This window comes from Qipengyuania aquimaris (genome assembly GCF_009827445.1).
Taxonomy (GTDB): Bacteria; Pseudomonadota; Alphaproteobacteria; order Sphingomonadales; family Sphingomonadaceae; genus Qipengyuania; species Qipengyuania aquimaris.
In genome coordinates this window covers 1,879,898-1,897,936 of record NZ_WTYI01000001.1, presented here as the reverse complement: position 1 = coordinate 1,897,936, position 18,039 = coordinate 1,879,898, and the positions used below count along the sequence as shown (strand labels likewise).

17 protein-coding genes and 1 tRNA gene are annotated in these 18,039 nt (G+C 61.7%); 11 read left to right on the top strand and 7 right to left on the bottom strand.

Going from position 1 to position 18,039, the window contains the following annotated elements; genetic code table 11:
• Positions 1-55 precede the first annotated feature (55 nt).
• Complete coding sequence (locus tag GRI34_RS09245) at positions 56-1,072, top strand: NAD(P)H-dependent flavin oxidoreductase (RefSeq protein WP_160595680.1); 1,017 nt, start codon at positions 56-58, stop codon at positions 1,070-1,072.
• Positions 1,073-1,133: 61 nt separating this feature from the next.
• Here the strand turns inward: GRI34_RS09245 and GRI34_RS09240 are convergent, their stop codons facing one another.
• Positions 1,134-1,514: a MarR family winged helix-turn-helix transcriptional regulator gene (locus GRI34_RS09240; protein ID WP_234028194.1), complete on the bottom strand. Its 381-nt coding sequence runs from the start codon at positions 1,512-1,514 to the stop codon at positions 1,134-1,136.
• A gap of 175 nt (positions 1,515-1,689) precedes the next feature.
• Here GRI34_RS09240 and GRI34_RS09235 point away from each other — a divergent pair, with 175 nt between their 5' ends.
• Positions 1,690-3,345, top strand: coding sequence for a YadA-like family protein (locus tag GRI34_RS09235; RefSeq protein WP_160595678.1), 1,656 nt, complete (start codon positions 1,690-1,692; stop codon positions 3,343-3,345).
• Between the two features lie 142 nt (positions 3,346-3,487).
• The gene (purU, locus tag GRI34_RS09230) at positions 3,488-4,342 is read left to right on the top strand and encodes a formyltetrahydrofolate deformylase (RefSeq protein ID WP_160595677.1); all 855 of its coding nucleotides are present in this window, start codon (positions 3,488-3,490) and stop codon (positions 4,340-4,342) included.
• Here purU and GRI34_RS09225 read toward each other — a convergent pair whose 3' ends face one another.
• Complete coding sequence (locus GRI34_RS09225) at positions 4,343-6,490, bottom strand: PQQ-dependent dehydrogenase, methanol/ethanol family (RefSeq protein ID WP_234028193.1); 2,148 nt, start codon at positions 6,488-6,490, stop codon at positions 4,343-4,345.
• 129 nt (positions 6,491-6,619) lie between these two features.
• Here GRI34_RS09225 and GRI34_RS09220 point away from each other — a divergent pair, with 129 nt between their 5' ends.
• Positions 6,620-7,486, top strand: coding sequence for a dienelactone hydrolase family protein (locus GRI34_RS09220; protein WP_160595675.1), 867 nt, complete (start codon positions 6,620-6,622; stop codon positions 7,484-7,486).
• 1 nt (position 7,487) lies between these two features.
• On the opposite strand, the gene GRI34_RS09215 is transcribed toward GRI34_RS09220, so the two are convergent.
• Positions 7,488-8,438 carry a complex I NDUFA9 subunit family protein gene (locus GRI34_RS09215; protein ID WP_160595674.1) on the bottom strand — a complete coding sequence of 317 codons (951 nt, stop codon included), beginning with the start codon at positions 8,436-8,438 and terminating at the stop codon, positions 7,488-7,490.
• 172 nt (positions 8,439-8,610) lie between these two features.
• On the opposite strand from GRI34_RS09215, the gene GRI34_RS09210 reads away from it, so the two are divergent.
• Positions 8,611-8,697: transfer RNA gene (locus tag GRI34_RS09210), tRNA-Leu, on the top strand.
• Positions 8,698-8,756: 59 nt separating this feature from the next.
• Here GRI34_RS09210 and GRI34_RS09205 read toward each other — a convergent pair.
• From GRI34_RS09205 to GRI34_RS09190, 4 genes are all read right to left on the bottom strand, one after another.
• Positions 8,757-10,295, bottom strand: a complete 1,539-nt coding sequence (locus GRI34_RS09205; RefSeq protein WP_160595673.1) for an acetyl-CoA acetyltransferase — start codon at positions 10,293-10,295, stop codon at positions 8,757-8,759.
• A gap of 17 nt (positions 10,296-10,312) precedes the next feature.
• Positions 10,313-11,560, bottom strand: a complete 1,248-nt coding sequence (locus GRI34_RS09200; RefSeq protein WP_199800143.1) for an alpha/beta fold hydrolase — start codon at positions 11,558-11,560, stop codon at positions 10,313-10,315.
• 133 nt (positions 11,561-11,693) lie between these two features.
• Entirely contained in the window at positions 11,694-12,032 is a 339-nt protein-coding gene (locus tag GRI34_RS09195; RefSeq protein ID WP_160595672.1) for an ArsR/SmtB family transcription factor, read from the bottom strand.
• A complete protein-coding gene (locus GRI34_RS09190) occupies positions 12,029-12,685 on the bottom strand; it encodes a peroxiredoxin (protein WP_160595671.1) in 657 nt (218 codons plus the stop codon). The genes GRI34_RS09195 and GRI34_RS09190 overlap by 4 nt, the downstream gene beginning before the upstream one ends.
• A gap of 72 nt (positions 12,686-12,757) precedes the next feature.
• Here GRI34_RS09190 and GRI34_RS09185 point away from each other — a divergent pair, with 72 nt between their 5' ends.
• From GRI34_RS09185 to GRI34_RS09160, 6 genes are read left to right on the top strand one after another with little or no spacing between them, the layout of a single operon-like run.
• On the top strand, positions 12,758-13,690 hold the full coding sequence (locus GRI34_RS09185; RefSeq protein WP_160595670.1) for an MBL fold metallo-hydrolase: 933 nt from the start codon (positions 12,758-12,760) through the stop codon (positions 13,688-13,690).
• Positions 13,687-14,148, top strand: a complete 462-nt coding sequence (locus tag GRI34_RS09180) for a YeeE/YedE family protein (RefSeq protein ID WP_160595669.1) — start codon at positions 13,687-13,689, stop codon at positions 14,146-14,148. The genes GRI34_RS09185 and GRI34_RS09180 overlap by 4 nt, the downstream gene beginning before the upstream one ends.
• Positions 14,145-14,564, top strand: a complete 420-nt coding sequence (locus GRI34_RS09175) for a DUF6691 family protein (RefSeq protein WP_160595668.1) — start codon at positions 14,145-14,147, stop codon at positions 14,562-14,564. Before GRI34_RS09180 ends, GRI34_RS09175 begins: the two co-directional genes overlap by 4 nt.
• Positions 14,564-14,974, top strand: coding sequence for a TIGR01244 family sulfur transferase (locus GRI34_RS09170; RefSeq protein ID WP_160595667.1), 411 nt, complete (start codon positions 14,564-14,566; stop codon positions 14,972-14,974). Before GRI34_RS09175 ends, GRI34_RS09170 begins: the two co-directional genes overlap by 1 nt.
• A complete protein-coding gene (locus GRI34_RS09165) occupies positions 14,971-16,194 on the top strand; it encodes an NAD(P)/FAD-dependent oxidoreductase (protein WP_160595666.1) in 1,224 nt (407 codons plus the stop codon). The genes GRI34_RS09170 and GRI34_RS09165 overlap by 4 nt, the downstream gene beginning before the upstream one ends.
• Before the next feature lie 15 nt (positions 16,195-16,209).
• Entirely contained in the window at positions 16,210-17,967 is a 1,758-nt protein-coding gene (locus GRI34_RS09160) for a SulP family inorganic anion transporter (protein ID WP_199800142.1), read from the top strand.
• The last annotated feature ends 72 nt before the right edge of the window (positions 17,968-18,039 follow it).

Sequence of the window (18,039 nt, the reverse complement as noted above, 5' to 3'; positions counted from 1 at the left end):
AAAGGCGCGGCCATCTGCTTGCCGTAAGGGCACTTGCGCCGTAAGCGCTTTTGCCATGAGCAGCTATCCCAAGACCGACCGCCTCATGCAGCGCGGCGCCGACTTCCTTGGATCCGAAACCGCCATCTTGTGCGGTGCAATGAGCTGGGTGTCGGAGCGAAACCTCGTCTCCGCCATTTCGAACGCCGGTGGCTTCGGCGTAATTGCATGCGGTGCGATGACGCCCGAATTGCTCGAAACCGAGATTGCCGAGACGCAAAAGCTGACAGACAAGCGGTTCGGCGTAAATCTCATCACCATGCATCCGCAGCTCTTCGACCTCATCGAAGTATGCGACAAGGCGGGTGTCAGCCATATCGTGCTAGCCGGTGGCATTCCGCCCAAGGGCAGCGTCGAAGCCATCAAGGGCGGCGCAAATCCCGCCAAGGTGATCTGCTTTGCCCCCACGCTTGCCCTGGCGAAGAAGCTCCTGCGCTCGGGCGCGGACGCACTCGTGATCGAGGGAATGGAAGCGGGCGGCCATATCGGCCCGGTATCGACCAGCGTGCTGGCGCAGGAAATGCTGCCCGAACTGGCCGAGGACCACATCATCTTCGTCGCGGGCGGCATCGGACGCGGCCAGGCGATTGCAGGCTATCTCGAAATGGGCGCTGCAGGGGTACAGCTCGGCACACGCTTCGCCTGCGCGAGTGAAAGCATCGCCCATCCCGATTTCAAGAAAGCGTTCTTCCGCGCCAATGCGCGCGACGCCGTTGCAAGTGTGCAGGTCGACGCGCGCCTGCCCGTCATCCCGGTGAGGGCGCTGAAGAACAAGGGTACGGAAGAGTTCACTGCCAAGCAGCGCGAAGTCGCCGGCACTTTAGACCGCGAAGAAATCGCGATGGAAGAAGCGCAGCTTCAAATCGAACACTATTGGGCCGGTGCCCTGCGCCGTGCGGTGATCGATGGTGATGTCGAGAACGGCAGCCTGATGGCAGGGCAGTCCGTCGGGATGCTGAAAGCGGAAGAGCCTGTCGCGGACATCATCCAGAAGCTGATGGCCCAGAGCGAAGAGGCCTTGTCGCGCCGCTAACTCAGGCTCGATCCTTCTGGTAATTCGTGTGGAGGCCTCCCTAAGGTGAGGCCCCGCGCAGTCAGCATTCGGCTTCCATCATCAGCAGCTGTTCGGGTATTTCGTTCAGCCGGATGAGCCGCGCGCGCCTGTCGTTCGGGTCGATATCCGCCGTTACCAGGCCCTTCGCCTTGAGGCGTTCGATCGCGAGGTAGAAGCCGCGATAGGAAGAGCCCGAGGCGTGCAGCAATTCCTTGATGCGCGAACTGCCATTATTGAGAAGATGGATAATAATCCTTCCCTCAATAGTGAACACTTCGACCCCCGAACAACCGAACTCGTTCGAAAAATTCTCTAATAGTTTCTGCACTTGCCCGCCCGTTCCGATTCGCGGGAAATACACCCGAAAATCGAACAAAATCTGTAAATAGCCCCAAGCATTCGCCGAAAAAAGAAATGCCAATCATTATTTGCATCAAGTATTATATGAATAAAACGCCTACAAGTATATCTTGTATATATAATATAAGACCTCAAAAGCGATATGAATGCCCCTACAAATCGCGTAGCTCCACGTCAACTGGGTCCTCGGATCGCCTGGTTTGATAAATGTTAAATACCTTTTGAGGGGTTACTTTATGCGTACTATGAATATTGCGGGTCGTGCAGCTGTTGCCGGCCTGATGACGAGCGTCGCAGGGGGCGCGCTTCTTGTTGCTTCGCCCGCGGCCGCACAGGCTTCGGATGAGACTTGCGTCCGTTTCTCCAATGGCACCGTTCAGTGTTTCGAACCCGGCGACTTTGACTATCAGTACGGACCTGGCTCTTTCGACGTCGCGGGTCAGGGTGATGGTGCTTATGACAATCTCGACACCAAGATCGAGCAGACCGCTCCTAGCGAGGCAGAAGTCGAGACTGCCCAGGCAGAACTCGATGCAGCCAATGATGCGGCTGATACACTCGCAACAGACCTGGCTACAGTCGAAGCTACGCTGACCGACGATAACCTCGCTGCGTTCGAAGACGTTGCGGCGACCGAAGCTGCGCTTGCAGCTGCCCAGGCTGCCGAAGCGGAAGCTCTGGCTGCTCAGGCCGATGCGCAGACCGTTTTCGATGCGGCTGCCGATGACCTGACCGATGCCAACGTCGCTCTCGGCGCTGCCCAGACCGATCTGTCGGACGCTCAGGATGCTGTCGACACCGCTCAGGCCAATTATGACGCCAACCAGACCACTGCGAACCTTGCAGCTCTGAACGACGCTCTGGCCGACCGCGCCGACGCACAGCTCGCCCTGGACGCTGCCGAGGCCGACCGCGCTGATGCTCTGGCCGTTGCCAATGATGCCGCTGCAGACCTGACCGCCGCACAGACCGCGTTCAACGACGCCGCTGACGCGACTGTTGCTGCAAACGACGACTTCTCGGATGCTCTCACGGCACTCGACACCTCGCTCGCTTCGAACGATGATTTTGTTGACGCGATCACCGCTGCTGGCGGCGGCTACGCTGCCGATGCAAATGGCCTTAACACCCTCAGCAACGATGCAACCGCTGCTGCCGACCAGGCAGTCATCGAGCAGGCGCAGTTCGATGCTCTCGATGATGCGACCAACACCTACGCACGTGCTCGGGACGTTCTCGTCCCGGCTGCCGAAAATCAGAACGCTGCAATCGCTGCTGCTTCGCAGGCTCTTCTCGGCGATCCGCGCGCCGACGAGACCAATGCCGAAGTCGAAGTGATCGCTGCTCTGGTCGATCACGAAGAGCGTATCACGACCAACACCGCCGACATCGCGACCAACGCTGCGAACATCGCCGACAACTCGGCTCGCATCACCGTCGTCGAAGAAACGCTGGTCGAATACGACACGCGCATCACGGCCAACGCAGACGCCATCGTCGCTGAATCGGAAGCGCGTGCCGCTGCCGACGCTCAGCTGCTCGATCAGCTGACCGCGGAAGAGAACGCCCGTATCGCTGGCGACGCTGCCCTGCAGAGCCAGATCGACGGTATTGGCGGTCGCGTCGATCTCGTCGAAGCACGCATCGACCAGCTCGATGACCGTATCGCTAGCTCGACCGCTACCGCGATCGCACTGGGCGGCATGGGCTTCCTGCCCGATACGCGCTTCAACCTGTCGGTTGCAGGCGGCTTTTACGAAGGTGCCAACGCAATCGCAGCCAACGCCGGCATCCGCGTGAGCGACAAGGTCGCGATCACTGCCGGTATCGGCGGCGGCCTGAACAAGAACGGCAAGGTCGGTGGCCGTGTCGGAATTATCTTCGGCTGGTAACTCCTGACAGTCGTTTTGACTGGCAACACCGAGGCGGCCCGGAGAGCGATCTCCGGGCCGTTCTCGTTTGCCAAAGCGTGGCTTTGAAGACGCTCAGGAACTTCAGCTTGTGCCGTGCGAAGCGCGCGATCATGTACATTTCATGTCCGAACCACTTGTCCTGACCCTCTCATGCGCGGATCGTCCCGGGATTACCGCGCGCGTGACCTCGTTCCTGTTCGAACGAGGGGGGAATATCCTCGAAGCCCAGCAATTCAACGACCGGGGCTCGGATGCCTTCTTTATGAGAGTCGAGTTCGATCCCGGCTCGACAGGGCGCGAGCGACTCCGCAGTGACTTCGCGTCTATCGCCAACGAGTTCGCGATGGAGTGGAAGCTAGCCTTGCGGGATCGGCCGCGGCGGGTGCTGCTGATGGTCAGCAAATTCGATCATTGCCTCGCCGACCTGCTTTACCGGTGGCGGATCGGCGAGTTGCCGACGGAGCCGGTGGCGATCGTCTCGAACCATCCGCGCGATGCTATCGGCCATACTGACATCGGCTCGGTACCTTTCCACCATCTACCCATAACCCGCGAAACGAAAGCGGCGCAGGAAGCCGAGGTCCGCAGGATCGCCGATGAATGCGACGCGGAGCTGGTGGTCCTGGCGCGCTATATGCAGATCCTTTCCGACGAGCAGGCAGCGCACTTCGCGGGGCGGTGCATCAACATCCACCACTCTTTCCTGCCGGGTTTCAAGGGCGCAAAGCCCTATCACCAGGCGTACGAGCGCGGGGTCAAGATGATCGGCGCGAGCGCGCACTACGTCACTGCCGATCTCGACGAAGGCCCGATCATCCACCAGTCGGCAGAACCGATCAGCCATGCCGACAGCCCCGACGAGCTTGTCAGGAAGGGCCGCGAGATCGAGAGCCGTGTGCTGGCCGAAGCTGTCCGCTTGCACCTTGAAGAGAGAGTACTCCTCAATGGCAAGCGAACGGTAGTCTTCCGCAGCTGATCAGCGTTTCGCAACCCGCGTCTTCGCGCGCTCGGCTTCCATCGCCTTGTCTTCGTTGGCGCGCTTGATGACGTATTGGCGGATGGCCTCGATCTCGTTCTCGGATAGCGAACCGGCAAAGCTGGCCATGCCGTTATCCTGCAGTGCGCCGCCATGGACGATCTGAAGCCAGGCGGCCGGGTTCTCGAGCGCGCCGGAGCGGCGCAGATCGGGCAATTCCGTCGATCCGACTGCTGCAGGCGCGTGGCAAACGGCGCAGTATCGCGCGTATTTGGCACGCCCCACATCGATCGTCTCGGCGCTCGCCCGTGAAAGCGGTGGATCGAGCGGTGCGAGCGCGAAATCGGGCTCGGCCGGAAGCTGCGCTTCTCCGCCCAGTTTGAAGACCAGCAGTCGGCTGATGTTTCGTACCGGCTTCATCTGGTCGATGAGTTCGCCGTCCACCGAAAGAGCGAAAGCGCCGCCCCAGCCTGCCAGGACGGCGATATATTGCTCGCCGTTGACGGTGTAGGTCATCGGCGGTGCGACTACGCCGGTCTGCGCAGCGAACGACCAGAGCTTGTCGCCTGTGGCAGAATTGTAGGCCGCAAATTCGCTGCCGGAATTGCCCTGGAACACCAGCCCACCGCCGGTCGCCAGGAGCCCGCCGTTCCACGGTCCGGGATGTTCGACCTCCCAGCGCACTTCTTGCGCCACCGGGTCCCAGGCCAGCAGCTTGCCGCTGATCGTGCCTTGGACTTCGCGCCGGATGCCAAGGTCGGGCGGCAGGTCGCCTGCACCGAGATCGAAACCGACATTGAAGCCGCGTGCCCGGTCGGGCTTCCAGTTCGCTTCGGGCGAATAGAGCATCGCGGCTTCGAATGCCGGAATATACACGAGGTTTTCGTCCGGATGATATGCCATCGGGTGCCAGTTATGTCCCCCGAGCGGACCGGGCATGACCAGCGCTGGCTCGCCGGTGATATCGACCCGCGTTTCGGGGTTCATGATAGGTCGGCCGTCCTCGGACATACCGGTGGACCAGTTCTGCGGAATATAGGGCTTAGCGGACAAGAATTCGCCCGTCGCGCGGTCCAAGACGTAGAAATAGCCGTTCTTTGGGGCCTGCATCAGCACTTGCCGCTCGCGCCCGTCGATCTCCATGTCGGCGAGGATAATGTGCTGCGTCGCTGTGTAATCCCAGGTCTCGCCCGGCGTTGTTTGGTAGTGCCAGACATAGTCGCCAGTATCGGGCCGGATGGCGACAATGCTGGAGAGGTAAAGGTTGTCTCCCTCGCCTTTGCCGTCGGGGCCGGGGCTGCGATAGGCGCGGTTCCACGGGCTACCGTTGCCGACGCCGAAATAGAGCAGGTCGTGTTCCGGATCGTAGGCCATCGAATCCCACACCGTTCCGCCGCCGCCGATGCTGTCCTCGCTGCCGAGTACATCGCCGCTCCAGGTTTCGGCGGCCGCCTTCAGATATTCGGGCTCATTCTCGTCTTCGCCGCCGGGCACAGTGTAGAAGCGCCAGAGCTCGTCGCCATCCTCTGCGTCATAAGCGGCAATGTAGCCGCGCACGCCGAATTCCGCCCCGCCATTGCCGATAAGCACCTTGCCATCGATGACGCGCGGCGCTCCGGTAATGGTGTAGCTCTTCGACTGGTCGACAGTCACTTTTTCCCAAGTGACCTCGCCGGTTTCGCGGTCGAGCGCGACCAGGCGCCCGTCGAGTGTGCCGAGATAGAGATTGTCGCCCCATGCAGCGAGGCCGCGGTTCACGACATCGCAGCAGGCCTTCACGCCGGTTTCGCCGGGGATCTGCGGATCATAGCTCCACAGTGGCTCTCCGGTGGCAGCATCGAAAGCGAAGACCTTGCTCCAGGCGGTCGTCACATAAAGCTTGCCGTCCATCACGAGGGGCGTGGCTTCCTGCCCGCGTGCGGTATCCATATCCACGAACCAGGCAAGACCGAGATCCGAGACGGTTTCGCGATTGACCTGGTCCAGCGGGGAGAAGCGCTGTTCGGAATAGGTGCGGCCGTGACTTATCCAGTTCGCGCTGTCCTGGTCCGCATTGACCAGGCGCATCGCGTCGATGCCGCCCTCGCTCTCCGCCGAATTGCACGACGCAAGCAGCAGCGCGGCAGCAGCCGCCAAACCGTATTTCATCGCTAATGTCTCCCTCATCGGTCTACCCGGACCGCTCAACCCGATTGCATCCTGCCTTCGATCTCGGGCCTTGTCCATCGCGAGGACTGGTCTAGGTTGGTGTGCGGACGGGGTAGAGGAGAGACTGCAATGTGTGATCAGGAACGCCTGGCCAATTGGGCGCGGAGCGGAATTTCTCGGCGGACGTTCGGTGCAGGGGCCCTTGCCGGCACGGCAGCTGCCTGCACCTCGATGGAGCCGACAAGCGAAGACGCGGCCGAGAACATCATCATGCGCAGCACGGTCAGTTTCGCCACCCCTGACGGGACCATGGACGGCGAGTTCTTTCATCCCTCCGACGGGACACACCCTTCGGTGATCTTCTGGCCCGACATTGCGGGCATCAGACCGGCCAAGCGCCTCATGGCAATCCGACTTGCGGAGGCTGGTCATGCCGTTCTTCTCGCCAACCCCTATTATCGGGATGTATCCGGCCAGCAGTTCGAAGATTTCGCGGATTTTGCCGGGAATGGCGGATGGGACAGGGTGAAGCCTTGGCGCGCCCGCTTCGACCATGAAACCATCCAGCGCGACAATGCGTCCTGCGCTGCCTGGCTACAGGAACAGGCCGCGGTCGAACCCAACCGGGGTGTGGGCGTCCAGGGCTATTGCATGACCGGCAGCTTTGCCGTGCTGGGCCCATGGTCGGAAGACATGATCTCAGCCGGGGCAAGCTTCCACGGCGGAGGTCTAGTGCGGGACGGCGACTACAGCCCCCATCGCCTGTTGCAGGACGATGGCCATTATCTCATCGCAATTTCGCAGGATGACGATGCGAAGCAGCCGGAAGCGAAAACAGCGCTGCGTACTGCCGCTCAGGATGTAAACAACCGGACCGAGATAGAAGTCTATCCCGCCGATCACGGCTGGTGCGTGCCGGATTCGCCTGCCTACGACCAGGAGCAGGCCGAGCGTGCGTGGGCGCGCTTGCTGGTCCTCTACAAGGAGGCGCTATAGCTTACGCGCTCAGGCGTTCGGCAAAGCGGCCGTGCTTGCGATAGCGCGTCATCCACTTGTCGAGGAACAGGCCGAGAGGCTTGGGCTCGATGCCGAGCTTGGAGAAGCCGGGAAAGTCGCCTGAAACCGTGTTGCCTTGCGCCAGCAAATTCCACTGGTCGCTGCTCATCGGCGTGCCGGGCAGCGCGGCGAAGGTTGCCGAAAGCGGATCGGGCATCGGCAGGAAAGTGCGCCTGCGGCGCTGGGCTTCGGCAATCCGGCGATTGATTTCCAGCATGGTCAGCTTTTCCGGGCCGCCCAGCTCAAAGGTCTTGCCGCCGAACTTTCCGGGGTCTTCGAGGGTCCGCGCGACGGCTTCGGCTACATCGTCGACATAGACCAGCTGAAGTTCTGAATCCGGTCCGAAGACGGGAAGGATGGGCAGGGTGGAGATCAGCTGCCCGAACATGTTCAGGAAATTGTCGTCCTTGCCGAACAGGATCGACGGGCGCAGCACGGTTGCATTGGGGAAGGCTTCGAACACGCGCTTTTCGCCGAGGCATTTCGCCGCTGCATAATCGTTCGAAGTGTCCTCGTCGGGCTCTGCCGCGATCGCGCTGATGTGGACGAACGCGCTTGCGCCTTCCTTGGTTGCAGCCTCGGCCATCCAGCCCGGCGCTTCGCCCATGAGCGTGCGAAGATTGCCTTCGAACGAACCGACCAGGTTGACCACTGCATCGGCGCCTTCGATGCACTGTTCGACACTGCGGCGATTGGTCGCGTCGCAGCGGGCGAATTGCATCTGGCCGAGGTTGGCGAGAGGCTTGAGCTTGAATGCTTTTTCGGGATTGCGGCTGGCGATCCGCACACGAGCGCCCCGCTCCAGCAGCGCCTGCGCCACGTAATTGCCGATGAAGCCGCTTCCGCCCATCAGCACTACCAGCTTGCCGTTCAATGCGCTGTCTTTTGCCATTTCGATGCCTGTCTTTTCCGGTCTAGAATTCGTGTTGCGCCCCTAGCCACAACCTGCGCGTGCCTGCAAGCGTTCCAAGGAACGCGATTGCAGTTGACAAGAATCGCCCCCCTTCGCTAGTGGCCCGCTCCTACCTGCGGACCGGCGAAGGATGATCGGTCGTGCAAAGTGTGCCCAGATGGCGGAATTGGTAGACGCACCGTCTTCAGGTGGCGGCGCTCGCAAGGGCGTGGAGGTTCGAGTCCTCTTCTGGGCACCATTTCCATCGGCTTCGAAAGCGGAAGCGCGAACCTGGCAGGGTATCGCCTCTATTTGTGCTCAAGCTCTCGCAAGGCCTGAGACAAAGTTCACGCCGTCTCGATGGACCACCGAAACCTTCTTCCCGACCAGATCTTCGCTTTCTGCCAGGACTGATCTGGAGTTGGCGTCCTGCGTGTCGATCCGTGCGATGACGCGTCCAATCTCGTTTCGTGCAATGACGTAAGCACTAGCCGGGCCATCCCTGCCGTGAATGACGGTATAGGCCTCAACCTCGGCCTCGCAGTCCTCGTTGATTAGCGCAATTTCAGGCCGGTCGGCAATTCTTGCCTGTCGCGCTTCACAAGAGACAGGAGCCCAGGCCTTGGGTGCAGCGGCCGAATAGATGCCGACAGACTCCTTGCTGATGAAACCACCGTTGGCGAGGACGAGGCCGTAGGCGTCACGATCCTTTCGCAGTGTCTCGACCATGCTGGCGATGGCGTGCATCGAATAATTGTTTCCCGGTCCGCCGAAGAACGGCAGCCCGCCGGTGACAGTCAGCTGGTCATTCAGCGGATCGAGCCCGAGAGCTTCCGCTGCAAGCATGGGCACGATCGGGAAGCAGCTGTAGAGGTCGCGGTGCGCGATGTCGGAGCTTTCGAGGTCCGATGCCGTCAGTGCCTGTTCGAGCGCCAGTTCGATCGCCGCCGAACGAGACAGGTCGGGCCGCTGGGAGACCAGCGCATCCTTGATGTCGGCATGGCCGTGCAGGAAAATCTGCTTGTCTTCCGGGATGCCCAGTGCGCGTGCCTTGCCTACCGTGGTCACGACCACCGCGGCCGACTGGTTCACGGCGTCCTGTGCGACATGCCATTTCAGCAACGGGTCGCACATCGGATAATTCGCTTTCGACGGGGTGGCGAGGAATTCCGCGCTCAATGCCGTGGGAAATTGCGCGTATTCGTTGTCGGCTGCCACCTCCGAGAACTTGGAAAATACCTTGCCCGCAAGCTCGCGCCACTCGCCGGTTGAAAGGCCGTTTCGCGCCCGCCATGCCTGCTCTTGTGCGGCATAGGTCTGGGGCGGCATCCCAAGCCCATTGGTCAGCTCGTAACGGGAAAGGAGCGGTTCGCCTCGACCACGATCTTCGACCGGACCGTCGGTATCATCCGACCAATCCAGCCGGTGCCCGTGCTTCATTGCCGCCTTCATGGCGCCTGTGACTTCTCCGCCTGCGATAATTGCGACCTCGCATTCGCCCGAGGCCAGCGATGCTGCCAGTTCATTGACCATTGCCTGTGGCTGGTCACCGCCAACCGCTGAATAGATCACTTGGCGGGGCGCGAGATCGGTCTTCGCCAACACGGCCTGCGGCAAATCGCTGATCGTACCGAAGGGGATAACCGGTTCCCTGAGCGAATCCGGAAACGTACGAATAAACGCTGCGCAGTCGATCGCAGGGCCGACACTGCTGCTGCCCGTGTCCTCGATCGCCAAGGTCATCGCAGCCCGGATCATCGCGAGCGGATGCGGCGCTTTTTCGGCATCCTGTCCATCCCAGTGGTCGACCGACTGGCCCACGCCGACGATGACGGGAAGATTGTCCTTTTCGCGCATTGTCGAATTCTCTGCGGTCAATCGGTTTTGAAGGGAAGGTTGTCACAATTGCCGACGATGACCTCGCCAGCAAATGCCGCTTCGATAAAGGGAACGGAATCGGCGGTTGAAGGCAATACCACGCCGCGATGATCGAGCTCGGGATAAAGTTCCGATTGGACCGAGGTTCCGGCACGGCAAAGGGCCATCACAAGGCCGGCCTGCATGCGAGGCGGGGTGTCCTTGTCCTTGCCACCAGTTCCGAAAAAGACCGGAATGGACAGTTTGAGATCGGGATAGCCCATGGCGGCGAATGCCTTGCGAAGGCCCTCGCGAGGATTGAGCTTGAAGCTATTGGCGCGCGATAGCCGCGCCTGCGTCACGCGCTCTTTTATCCCGGCATAGCACGTGTCGCTCACGCGCTCGGCGATCGGCCATGCGGTGTCCGTGATATAGTCGCGCATCGAGAACGCCGGGTCGACCTGCTGTGCTAATGTCATCGCCAGGAAGGTGTAGCCCAGCATGGGATCGACATCCTCGGGTTTGCGAATCCGGTCGAGTGCTTCGAGCGCGGCGGGCGTGAAGTAGGGCGCGCCTGTCGCGACGACCCCCGAAAGCTTTAGTTCAGGGGCATAGTCCGGGGCATAGCCGGCTGTGGCGATGGCCGCGCCCGCGCCTTGGGATTGGCCAAAAAGCACGGTTTGGTCCGCGATCGGAAAACCGGTGTTCTGAACCGCGCGGATGATGTCGAGATTGCTGAAAGCGGCTGCGCGGGTGTGCAGATAGGGGTGCGTACCCCTGGTGCCGAGGCCCTGGTAGTCCGACGCAACCACAGCATAGCCGCGTGCCAGGAAACGATTGAGATATTCCTCGTCCTGCGCCTGCCTGCCATTCCAAGAGGGGGCACATATATCGGCTACGCCTACGGTGCCGTGGGTCCACGCCATCAGTGGCCAACCGCCTTCGGGGGGAGTGCCCTTGGGTAGGAACAGCACGCCCGAGACCGGCAACATACCGCTGCCAGTCAAACCGTCGGTGGAACTGTAGAGGAGCCGCACATTGGTGCCGGCATTCTTCAGGGCCTGCTGCTCTCCCAATTCCTCCTGCCGCAGCAGTTTGCCCGGAGCCCTCGGCCCACTCTGGTCGAAAACGTAGAAATCGGAGAGGTGACTGTCCCCCACCGTATAGCGGTCATCGGCTGCGGTCTGGGGCGCCTCATAGGAAGAACTTGCGCACCCCGTCAGGACAATCGAGCTCAGGGCGAGGGCAGCTAACATTCGCGTCATGCAGTTCCTCCGGGACTATTGCTGCAGTCGTTGTGAAGTCTTTCCCGCTCGGTGCCAAGCGTTGGTGAAGGTTAGCGGGTGCTTCATCGCAGATTGCTCGGCGAAATCAGTCCATCAGGTCGAACTCGAAACTTCACGAAAGGCGCGCGAAGTTCGCGACACCGGGTGCTGGCTGCCGGGTCTGGCGGGCTGGCGCGTCCTGTCCTGCGTCGGGGTTGCCGATCAGCGCTGCCAGCTTGGAGAGGCGTTCGGCGGCGAGGCTGTAGTAGACCAGCTTCGCTTCCTTGCGGGTCTCGACGAGCTCGGCTTTCCTGAGCACGCTCAATTGCTGCGAAAGGGCCGGTTGCCCGATGCCCGTAGCCTGCTCGATCTCACCGACGTTGAGCTCTCTCGATTTCAAGACCTGGAGTATCTGGAAACGCAAGGGGTGGGCGAGCGCCTTGAGCTCGGCGATCGGCGCGTTCTCGCTCATGCACCGTCTCCATTGCCCGCTTCTCGCAGGAACCAATCTGTTTCCCTCTGTGCGGCAAAGACGTCGTCGAGTGTCTGGCTTGGGGGTTGGAGAAGAGGCGTGCCGGGCGTCCAGTTGGCAGGCGCCAATCCGTTCTGTTCGTCGATCGCCTGCAAGGCATCGAGCATGCGCAGCATTTCCGGGATCGATCGGCCCATATTCGCCGGGTAACAGGTCATCGCCCGGACCACGCCTTCGGGGTCGATGAAGAAGGTCGAGCGGACGGTAGCACTGTCACTATCCTGCGGGGCCACCATGCCGAACGCGCGCCCGATCACGAGGGTCGGATCCTCAACGATCGGGAAGCGCACTTCGACATCGAAGCGGTCGCGGATCAGGCGCAGCCACGCGAAATGCGAGAACAGGCTGTCGACCGAAAGTGCCATGAGCGCGCAATCGCGACGCTCGAATTCCTGAGCTTCCCGCGCGAGCTCCACGAACTCGGTCGTACAGACGGGTGTGAAGTCGGCAGGATGCGAGAAAAGGATAAGCCACCGCTCGCGGAAATCCTTCAGGCGCACCGGCCCGACGGTGCTGCGCGCCTCGAAGTCAGGTGCGAGGTCGCCAATGCGTAGGCCGGCGGCCTGCTGCGATGTGGGGTGCTCGGTGCTCATGGCCCTTTCTTACCACTTGACTCTGCAAAAGCAATACATATACACATTTAACGTAAATAAAGGAGTTTGGCTATGGCTGGCAACGACACGGCCCTTCAGGCTGCAACCGACCAGATCAATCGCGCCGGAGCTGAAAAGATGCTTCGTCCGACGATTGCGGGCTTTTTCGACGAGGCTACGTATACGGTGAGCTATGTAGTGCATGACCCGGTGAGCTGCGAGGCAGCGATCATCGACTCGGTCCTGGATTACGAGGCTGCTGCCGGACGCACCTCCTACGGCTCTGCCGACCGTATTATCGAATATGTCACTTCGAATAATTTGAAAGTGACTTGGCTGATTGAAACGCATGCGCATGCCGACCACATTTCGGCAGCGCCGTATTTGCAGGAAAAGCTCGGTGGCAAACTGGCCATCGGCGCTGAGATCGTCCGCGTGCAGGAAGTTTTCGGCAAGCTGTTCAACGCCGGCACCGACTTCGAGCGCGACGGATCGCAGTTCGATCACCTGTTCACCGATGGCGAGACGTTCAAGCTGGGCGAAATCGAAGGCATTGCGCTGCACGTGCCCGGTCACACCCCTGCCGACATGGCGTTCATTATCGGTGACGCGGCATTCGTGGGCGATACGATTTTCATGCCGGACTTCGGAACCGCGAGGGCCGACTTCCCGGGCGGCGATGCGCGGCAACTCTTCCAGTCTATCCGCCGCCTGCTTTCGCTGCCTGACGACGCGCGTCTGTTCCTGTGCCACGACTATAAGGCACCGGGACGTGACGAATATGCGTGGGAGACCACCGTCGGCCAGCAGCGCACGGAGAATGTCCATGTGAAGGACGGCGTGAGCGAGGACGAGTTCGTCGAGATGCGGACCTCGCGCGACAAGACACTGGCGATGCCGACGCTGATCATGCCTTCGGTGCAGGTGAATATCCGCGGTGGCCGGTTGCCCGAGCCCGAAGAGAATGGCGTCAGCTACATCAAGATTCCGGTGAACGCGGTATGATTTCGGGTTTCACACTTTCCGCATTCCCCGATGCGGCACCGATGAGCGGCCTGTTCGGCGGCATCCTGATCGGCCTGGCGGCGGCGCTGATGTTGCTCGGCGCCGGCCGGATTGCGGGCGTTTCCGGCATCGCGGCACGCGCCACGGGCATAAGCGACAGCGGTATGTCCACATCGAGCGCCTGGATGTTCCTGATCGGCTTGCCGGTCGGGGCCGCTATCGTCGCTATCGCCTCGGGCGGCCTGAAGCCCAGCTTTGCCAGCCCGGTCTACCTGATCGTCGCCGGTCTGCTCGTCGGAGTGGGAACGCGACTCGGCAGCGGTTGCACGAGCGGGCATGGCGTTTGCGGTGTCAGCCGCCTTTCGCAGCGGTCCATCGTTGCAACGCTGACATTCATGGCCGCCGGTATCGCGACCGTCGCATTCATGAATGCCGCCGGCCTGGAGGTACTGCCATGATGCGCCGTCTCCTTCCCCCGCTTGTGTCCGGTTCGCTGTTCGGTGCGGGTCTCGCGCTGGGCGGCATGACCGATCCGGCACGCGTGCGCGGCTTCCTCGACATTTTCGGCGACTGGGACCCGACGCTGGCCTTCGTCATGGGCGGAGCTGTCCTCGTCATGGCGATCGCCTGGCGCTTTCGCGAGCACATGGCGCACCCGCTGTTTGCGGAGAAGTTCTCCCTTCCAGACCGTAGCGACCTCACCGGACGCCTGATCGGCGGGTCTGCCCTCTTCGGGGTCGGCTGGGGAATAGCCGGACTGTGTCCGGGGCCGGGCATTGCGGCGCTGGTAATCGAACCGGCAAGCGCGGCCATCTTCGTCGTCTCGATGCTGGCGGGCATGTTCCTCGTGCGGCTGGTCGAAGGGAGCGCATAATGGAAATTTCCGAGGTGACCCCCGAACTTGCTGTCGCGCCGCAAATCAAGCCCGAAGACGTCGCCGCGCTGCACGATCGGGGGATCGTAGCCCTGATCTGCAACCGGCCCGACGGCGAGGAAGAAGGCCAGCCCGAAGTGGCGGCCATCAGGCGCGCTGCCGAAGAGCAGGGCATGGCCTTCCACCATATCCCCGTCTCCGGCGGCAATTTCCCCGACGGTGCGGTGGCGGCTTTCCGCGCGGTAAGACGCGGCACGGAGGGCGCTATCCTCGCTTACTGCCGGACCGGCACTCGCTCGATCACGCTCGATACTCTCGCCAACCCGGATGGCGTTAGCCCTGTCGAACGCATCCAGCGGGCGAAAGCCGCCGGCTACGATCTATCCGCCATCGAAGGGCAGCTGACATGAAACAATCCCACCAGGTTGTCGTGATAGGCGGGGGTTCTGCGGGGATCGCTACGGCTGCATCCATGCTGCGGCGGCAATCGAATCTCGACATCGCCATCGTCGAGCCGTCCGACTTTCATGCCTATCAACCCGGCTGGACCATGGTCGGCGGCGGCGTTTTCCAACCCGAACAGACCCGCCGCTCGACCGCGAGCGTGCTGCCGAAGGGCGTGAACTGGACTAAGGCACGCGCCGCGTCTTTCGAGCCTGAGGACAATCTCGTGAAACTCGAGGATGGCAGCGAGATCGGCTACGATGTCCTGATCATGGCGCCGGGCATTCGTCTCGCCTGGGAAAAGATCGAGGGTCTTGAAGTAACTCTCGGCAAGAACGGCGTCACTTCCAACTATCGCTATGACCTTGCTCCCTACACATGGGAGCTGGTGCAGCGGATGAAATCGGGCAAGGCGCTCTTCACGCAGCCGCCCATGCCGATCAAATGCGCAGGCGCCCCGCAGAAGGCGATGTACCTTTCGTGCGACCACTGGAACCGCAGCGGCAACCTTCGCGATATCGAGGTCGAGTTCTGCAATGCAGGCGGCGTGCTGTTCGGCGTGCAGGATTATGTCCCCGCGCTGATGAGCTATGTCGAGAAATACGACATCGCGCTAAAGCTGGGCAACAACCTCGTTGCCGTGGATGGCGACGACCAGATCGCGACATTCGCAACGGACGAAGGCGAAGTGACGCGCGACTTCGACATGATGCATGTCGTTCCGCCCCAGGTCGCGCCGCAGTTCGTCGCCGACAGTCCACTCGCTGCGGATAGCGGCTTCGTCGATGTCGACCAGCACACGCTGCAGCACGTGCGCTATCCCAACGTCTTCGGATTGGGAGACGGATGTTCTGCCCCCAATGCCAAGACCGCCGCTGCCGCCCGTAAGCAGGCACCCGTCGTGGCTGTGAACGCCCTGCGACAGCTGGACGGCAAGGGTCCGACCGCAGGATATGACGGCTATGGATCGTGTCCGCTTACGGTCGAACGCGGCAAGATCGTGCTGGCCGAATTCGGCTACGGCGGGAAGCTCGCGCCCAGCTTCCCCATATGGCTCATCGACGGCATCAAGCCGCAACGCCTTTCCTGGATGCTCAAGGCGGACGTCTTGCCGTGGATCTACTGGAACGGCATGCTCAAGGGGCGTGAATGGCTTGCCGGACCCGGCGGGCTTATCGCCCAATAACGAGGGGCCTTCCTGATGCTCTCGCGTTACCTGCCGATCCTCGAATGGGGTCGGACATATAACCGGTCGATCCTGACGAACGACATGATGGCCGCGGTTATCGTAACCATCATGCTTATTCCGCAGAGCCTCGCCTATGCCTTGCTGGCGGGATTGCCGCCGGTCGTGGGCCTCTATGCCTCTATCCTGCCGCTGGTCCTTTATGCCATTTTCGGCACCAGCCGGACCCTGGCGGTGGGGCCTGTGGCGGTCGTTTCATTGATGACGGCGAGCGCGGCGGGCGCGGTGGCAGCGCAGGGCACGGCGGAATATCTCGAGGCAGCGATCACGCTGGCGATGCTGTCCGGTGTCATGCTGGCCATTCTCGGCCTGCTGCGCGCAGGTTTTCTGGCGAATTTGCTGTCGCATCCGGTCATCAGCGGCTTCATCACCGCCAGCGGCATCCTGATCGCAACCAGCCAGCTGAAGCACATCCTCGGCATTACCGCTGGCGGCGACAACTGGCCAAGCATGCTCGGGTCTCTGGCGAGCTCGATCACCGAAACCAATACCTGGACACTGGCCATCGGCATCCCGGCGACGATCTTTCTGTTCTGGGTCCGCAAGGGCGCCAAGCCAGCATTGCAACGCTTGGGCCTTCCCGCACGCGCCGCCGACATGACGGCCAAGGCAGGGCCGGTCGTCGCTGTGGCGCTGACGATCATGGCCGCAATCGCGCTCGATCTTGGCGACAAGGGGGTGAAGCTGGTCGGCGCTATCCCGCAGGACCTGCCGCCGTTTGCCCTGCCGTCGACCGACCTGTCGCTGATCCAGCAATTGTGGGTCCCGGCGTTGCTCATTTCGATCATCGGCTTCGTGGAGAGCGTGTCCGTCGCCCAGACGCTGGCCGCCAAGCGCCGCCAACGCATCGAGCCGGACCAGGAGCTCGTGGGGCTCGGCGCTGCCAATATCGCCAGCGCATTTTCGGGTGGCTATCCGGTTACCGGCGGGTTTGCCCGCTCGGCGGTGAACTTCGACGCCGGGGCGGAGACACCAGCGGCCGGAGCGTTCACTGCCGTCGGCATCGCACTGGCGACGCTGTTCCTGACGCCGCTGCTATTCAGCCTGCCGATCGCGACACTGGCCGCGACGATCATCGTGGCGGTGCTGAGCCTGGTCGACATGAAGACGCCCGGGCAGCTCTGGCGCTATTCCAAAGCCGACTTTGCCGCGCATGTCGCCACCATCGCCGTCACCCTGATCGCCGGGGTCGAGCTTGGCGTGATTACGGGCGTGGCGGTCGGCCTCCTCCTCTATCTCTACCGGGCCAGCCGTCCGCACGCCGCCATTGTCGGGCGCGTGCCGGAGACCGAACACTTCCGCAATGTCGAGCGGCATTCCGTCTTCACCGTGCCGCATGTCCTTTCAATCCGCATCGACGAGGCGCTGACCTATCTCAACGCGCGCTGGCTGGAAGAATATGTGCTCGAACGTGTCGCGGAGCGGCCGGAGCTCAGGCACGTGATCCTGATGTGCAGTGCGGTGAACGAGATCGATGCTTCGGGCCTCGAAAGCCTCGAAGCGATCAACCATCGCCTCGGTGATGGCGGGATCGGCTTGCACCTGTCCGAGGTGAAGGGCCCCGTGATGGACCGGCTGAAGCGCACGCATTTTCTCGATGAATTGAACGGCAAGGTTTTCCTGTCGCAGGACCGGGCATTTGCCGAAGTCTCGAAAGACAATGGCGAACCGCCGCCTCCGGTAGACCATTATCTCGCCCGCGGAATGATCTGATTGTTGCACCCGGAGCAAGTTCCGTTGTGTTTGTTCGACTGCTCCCGGCGCCCCGAATGATGTAAGGCCGTT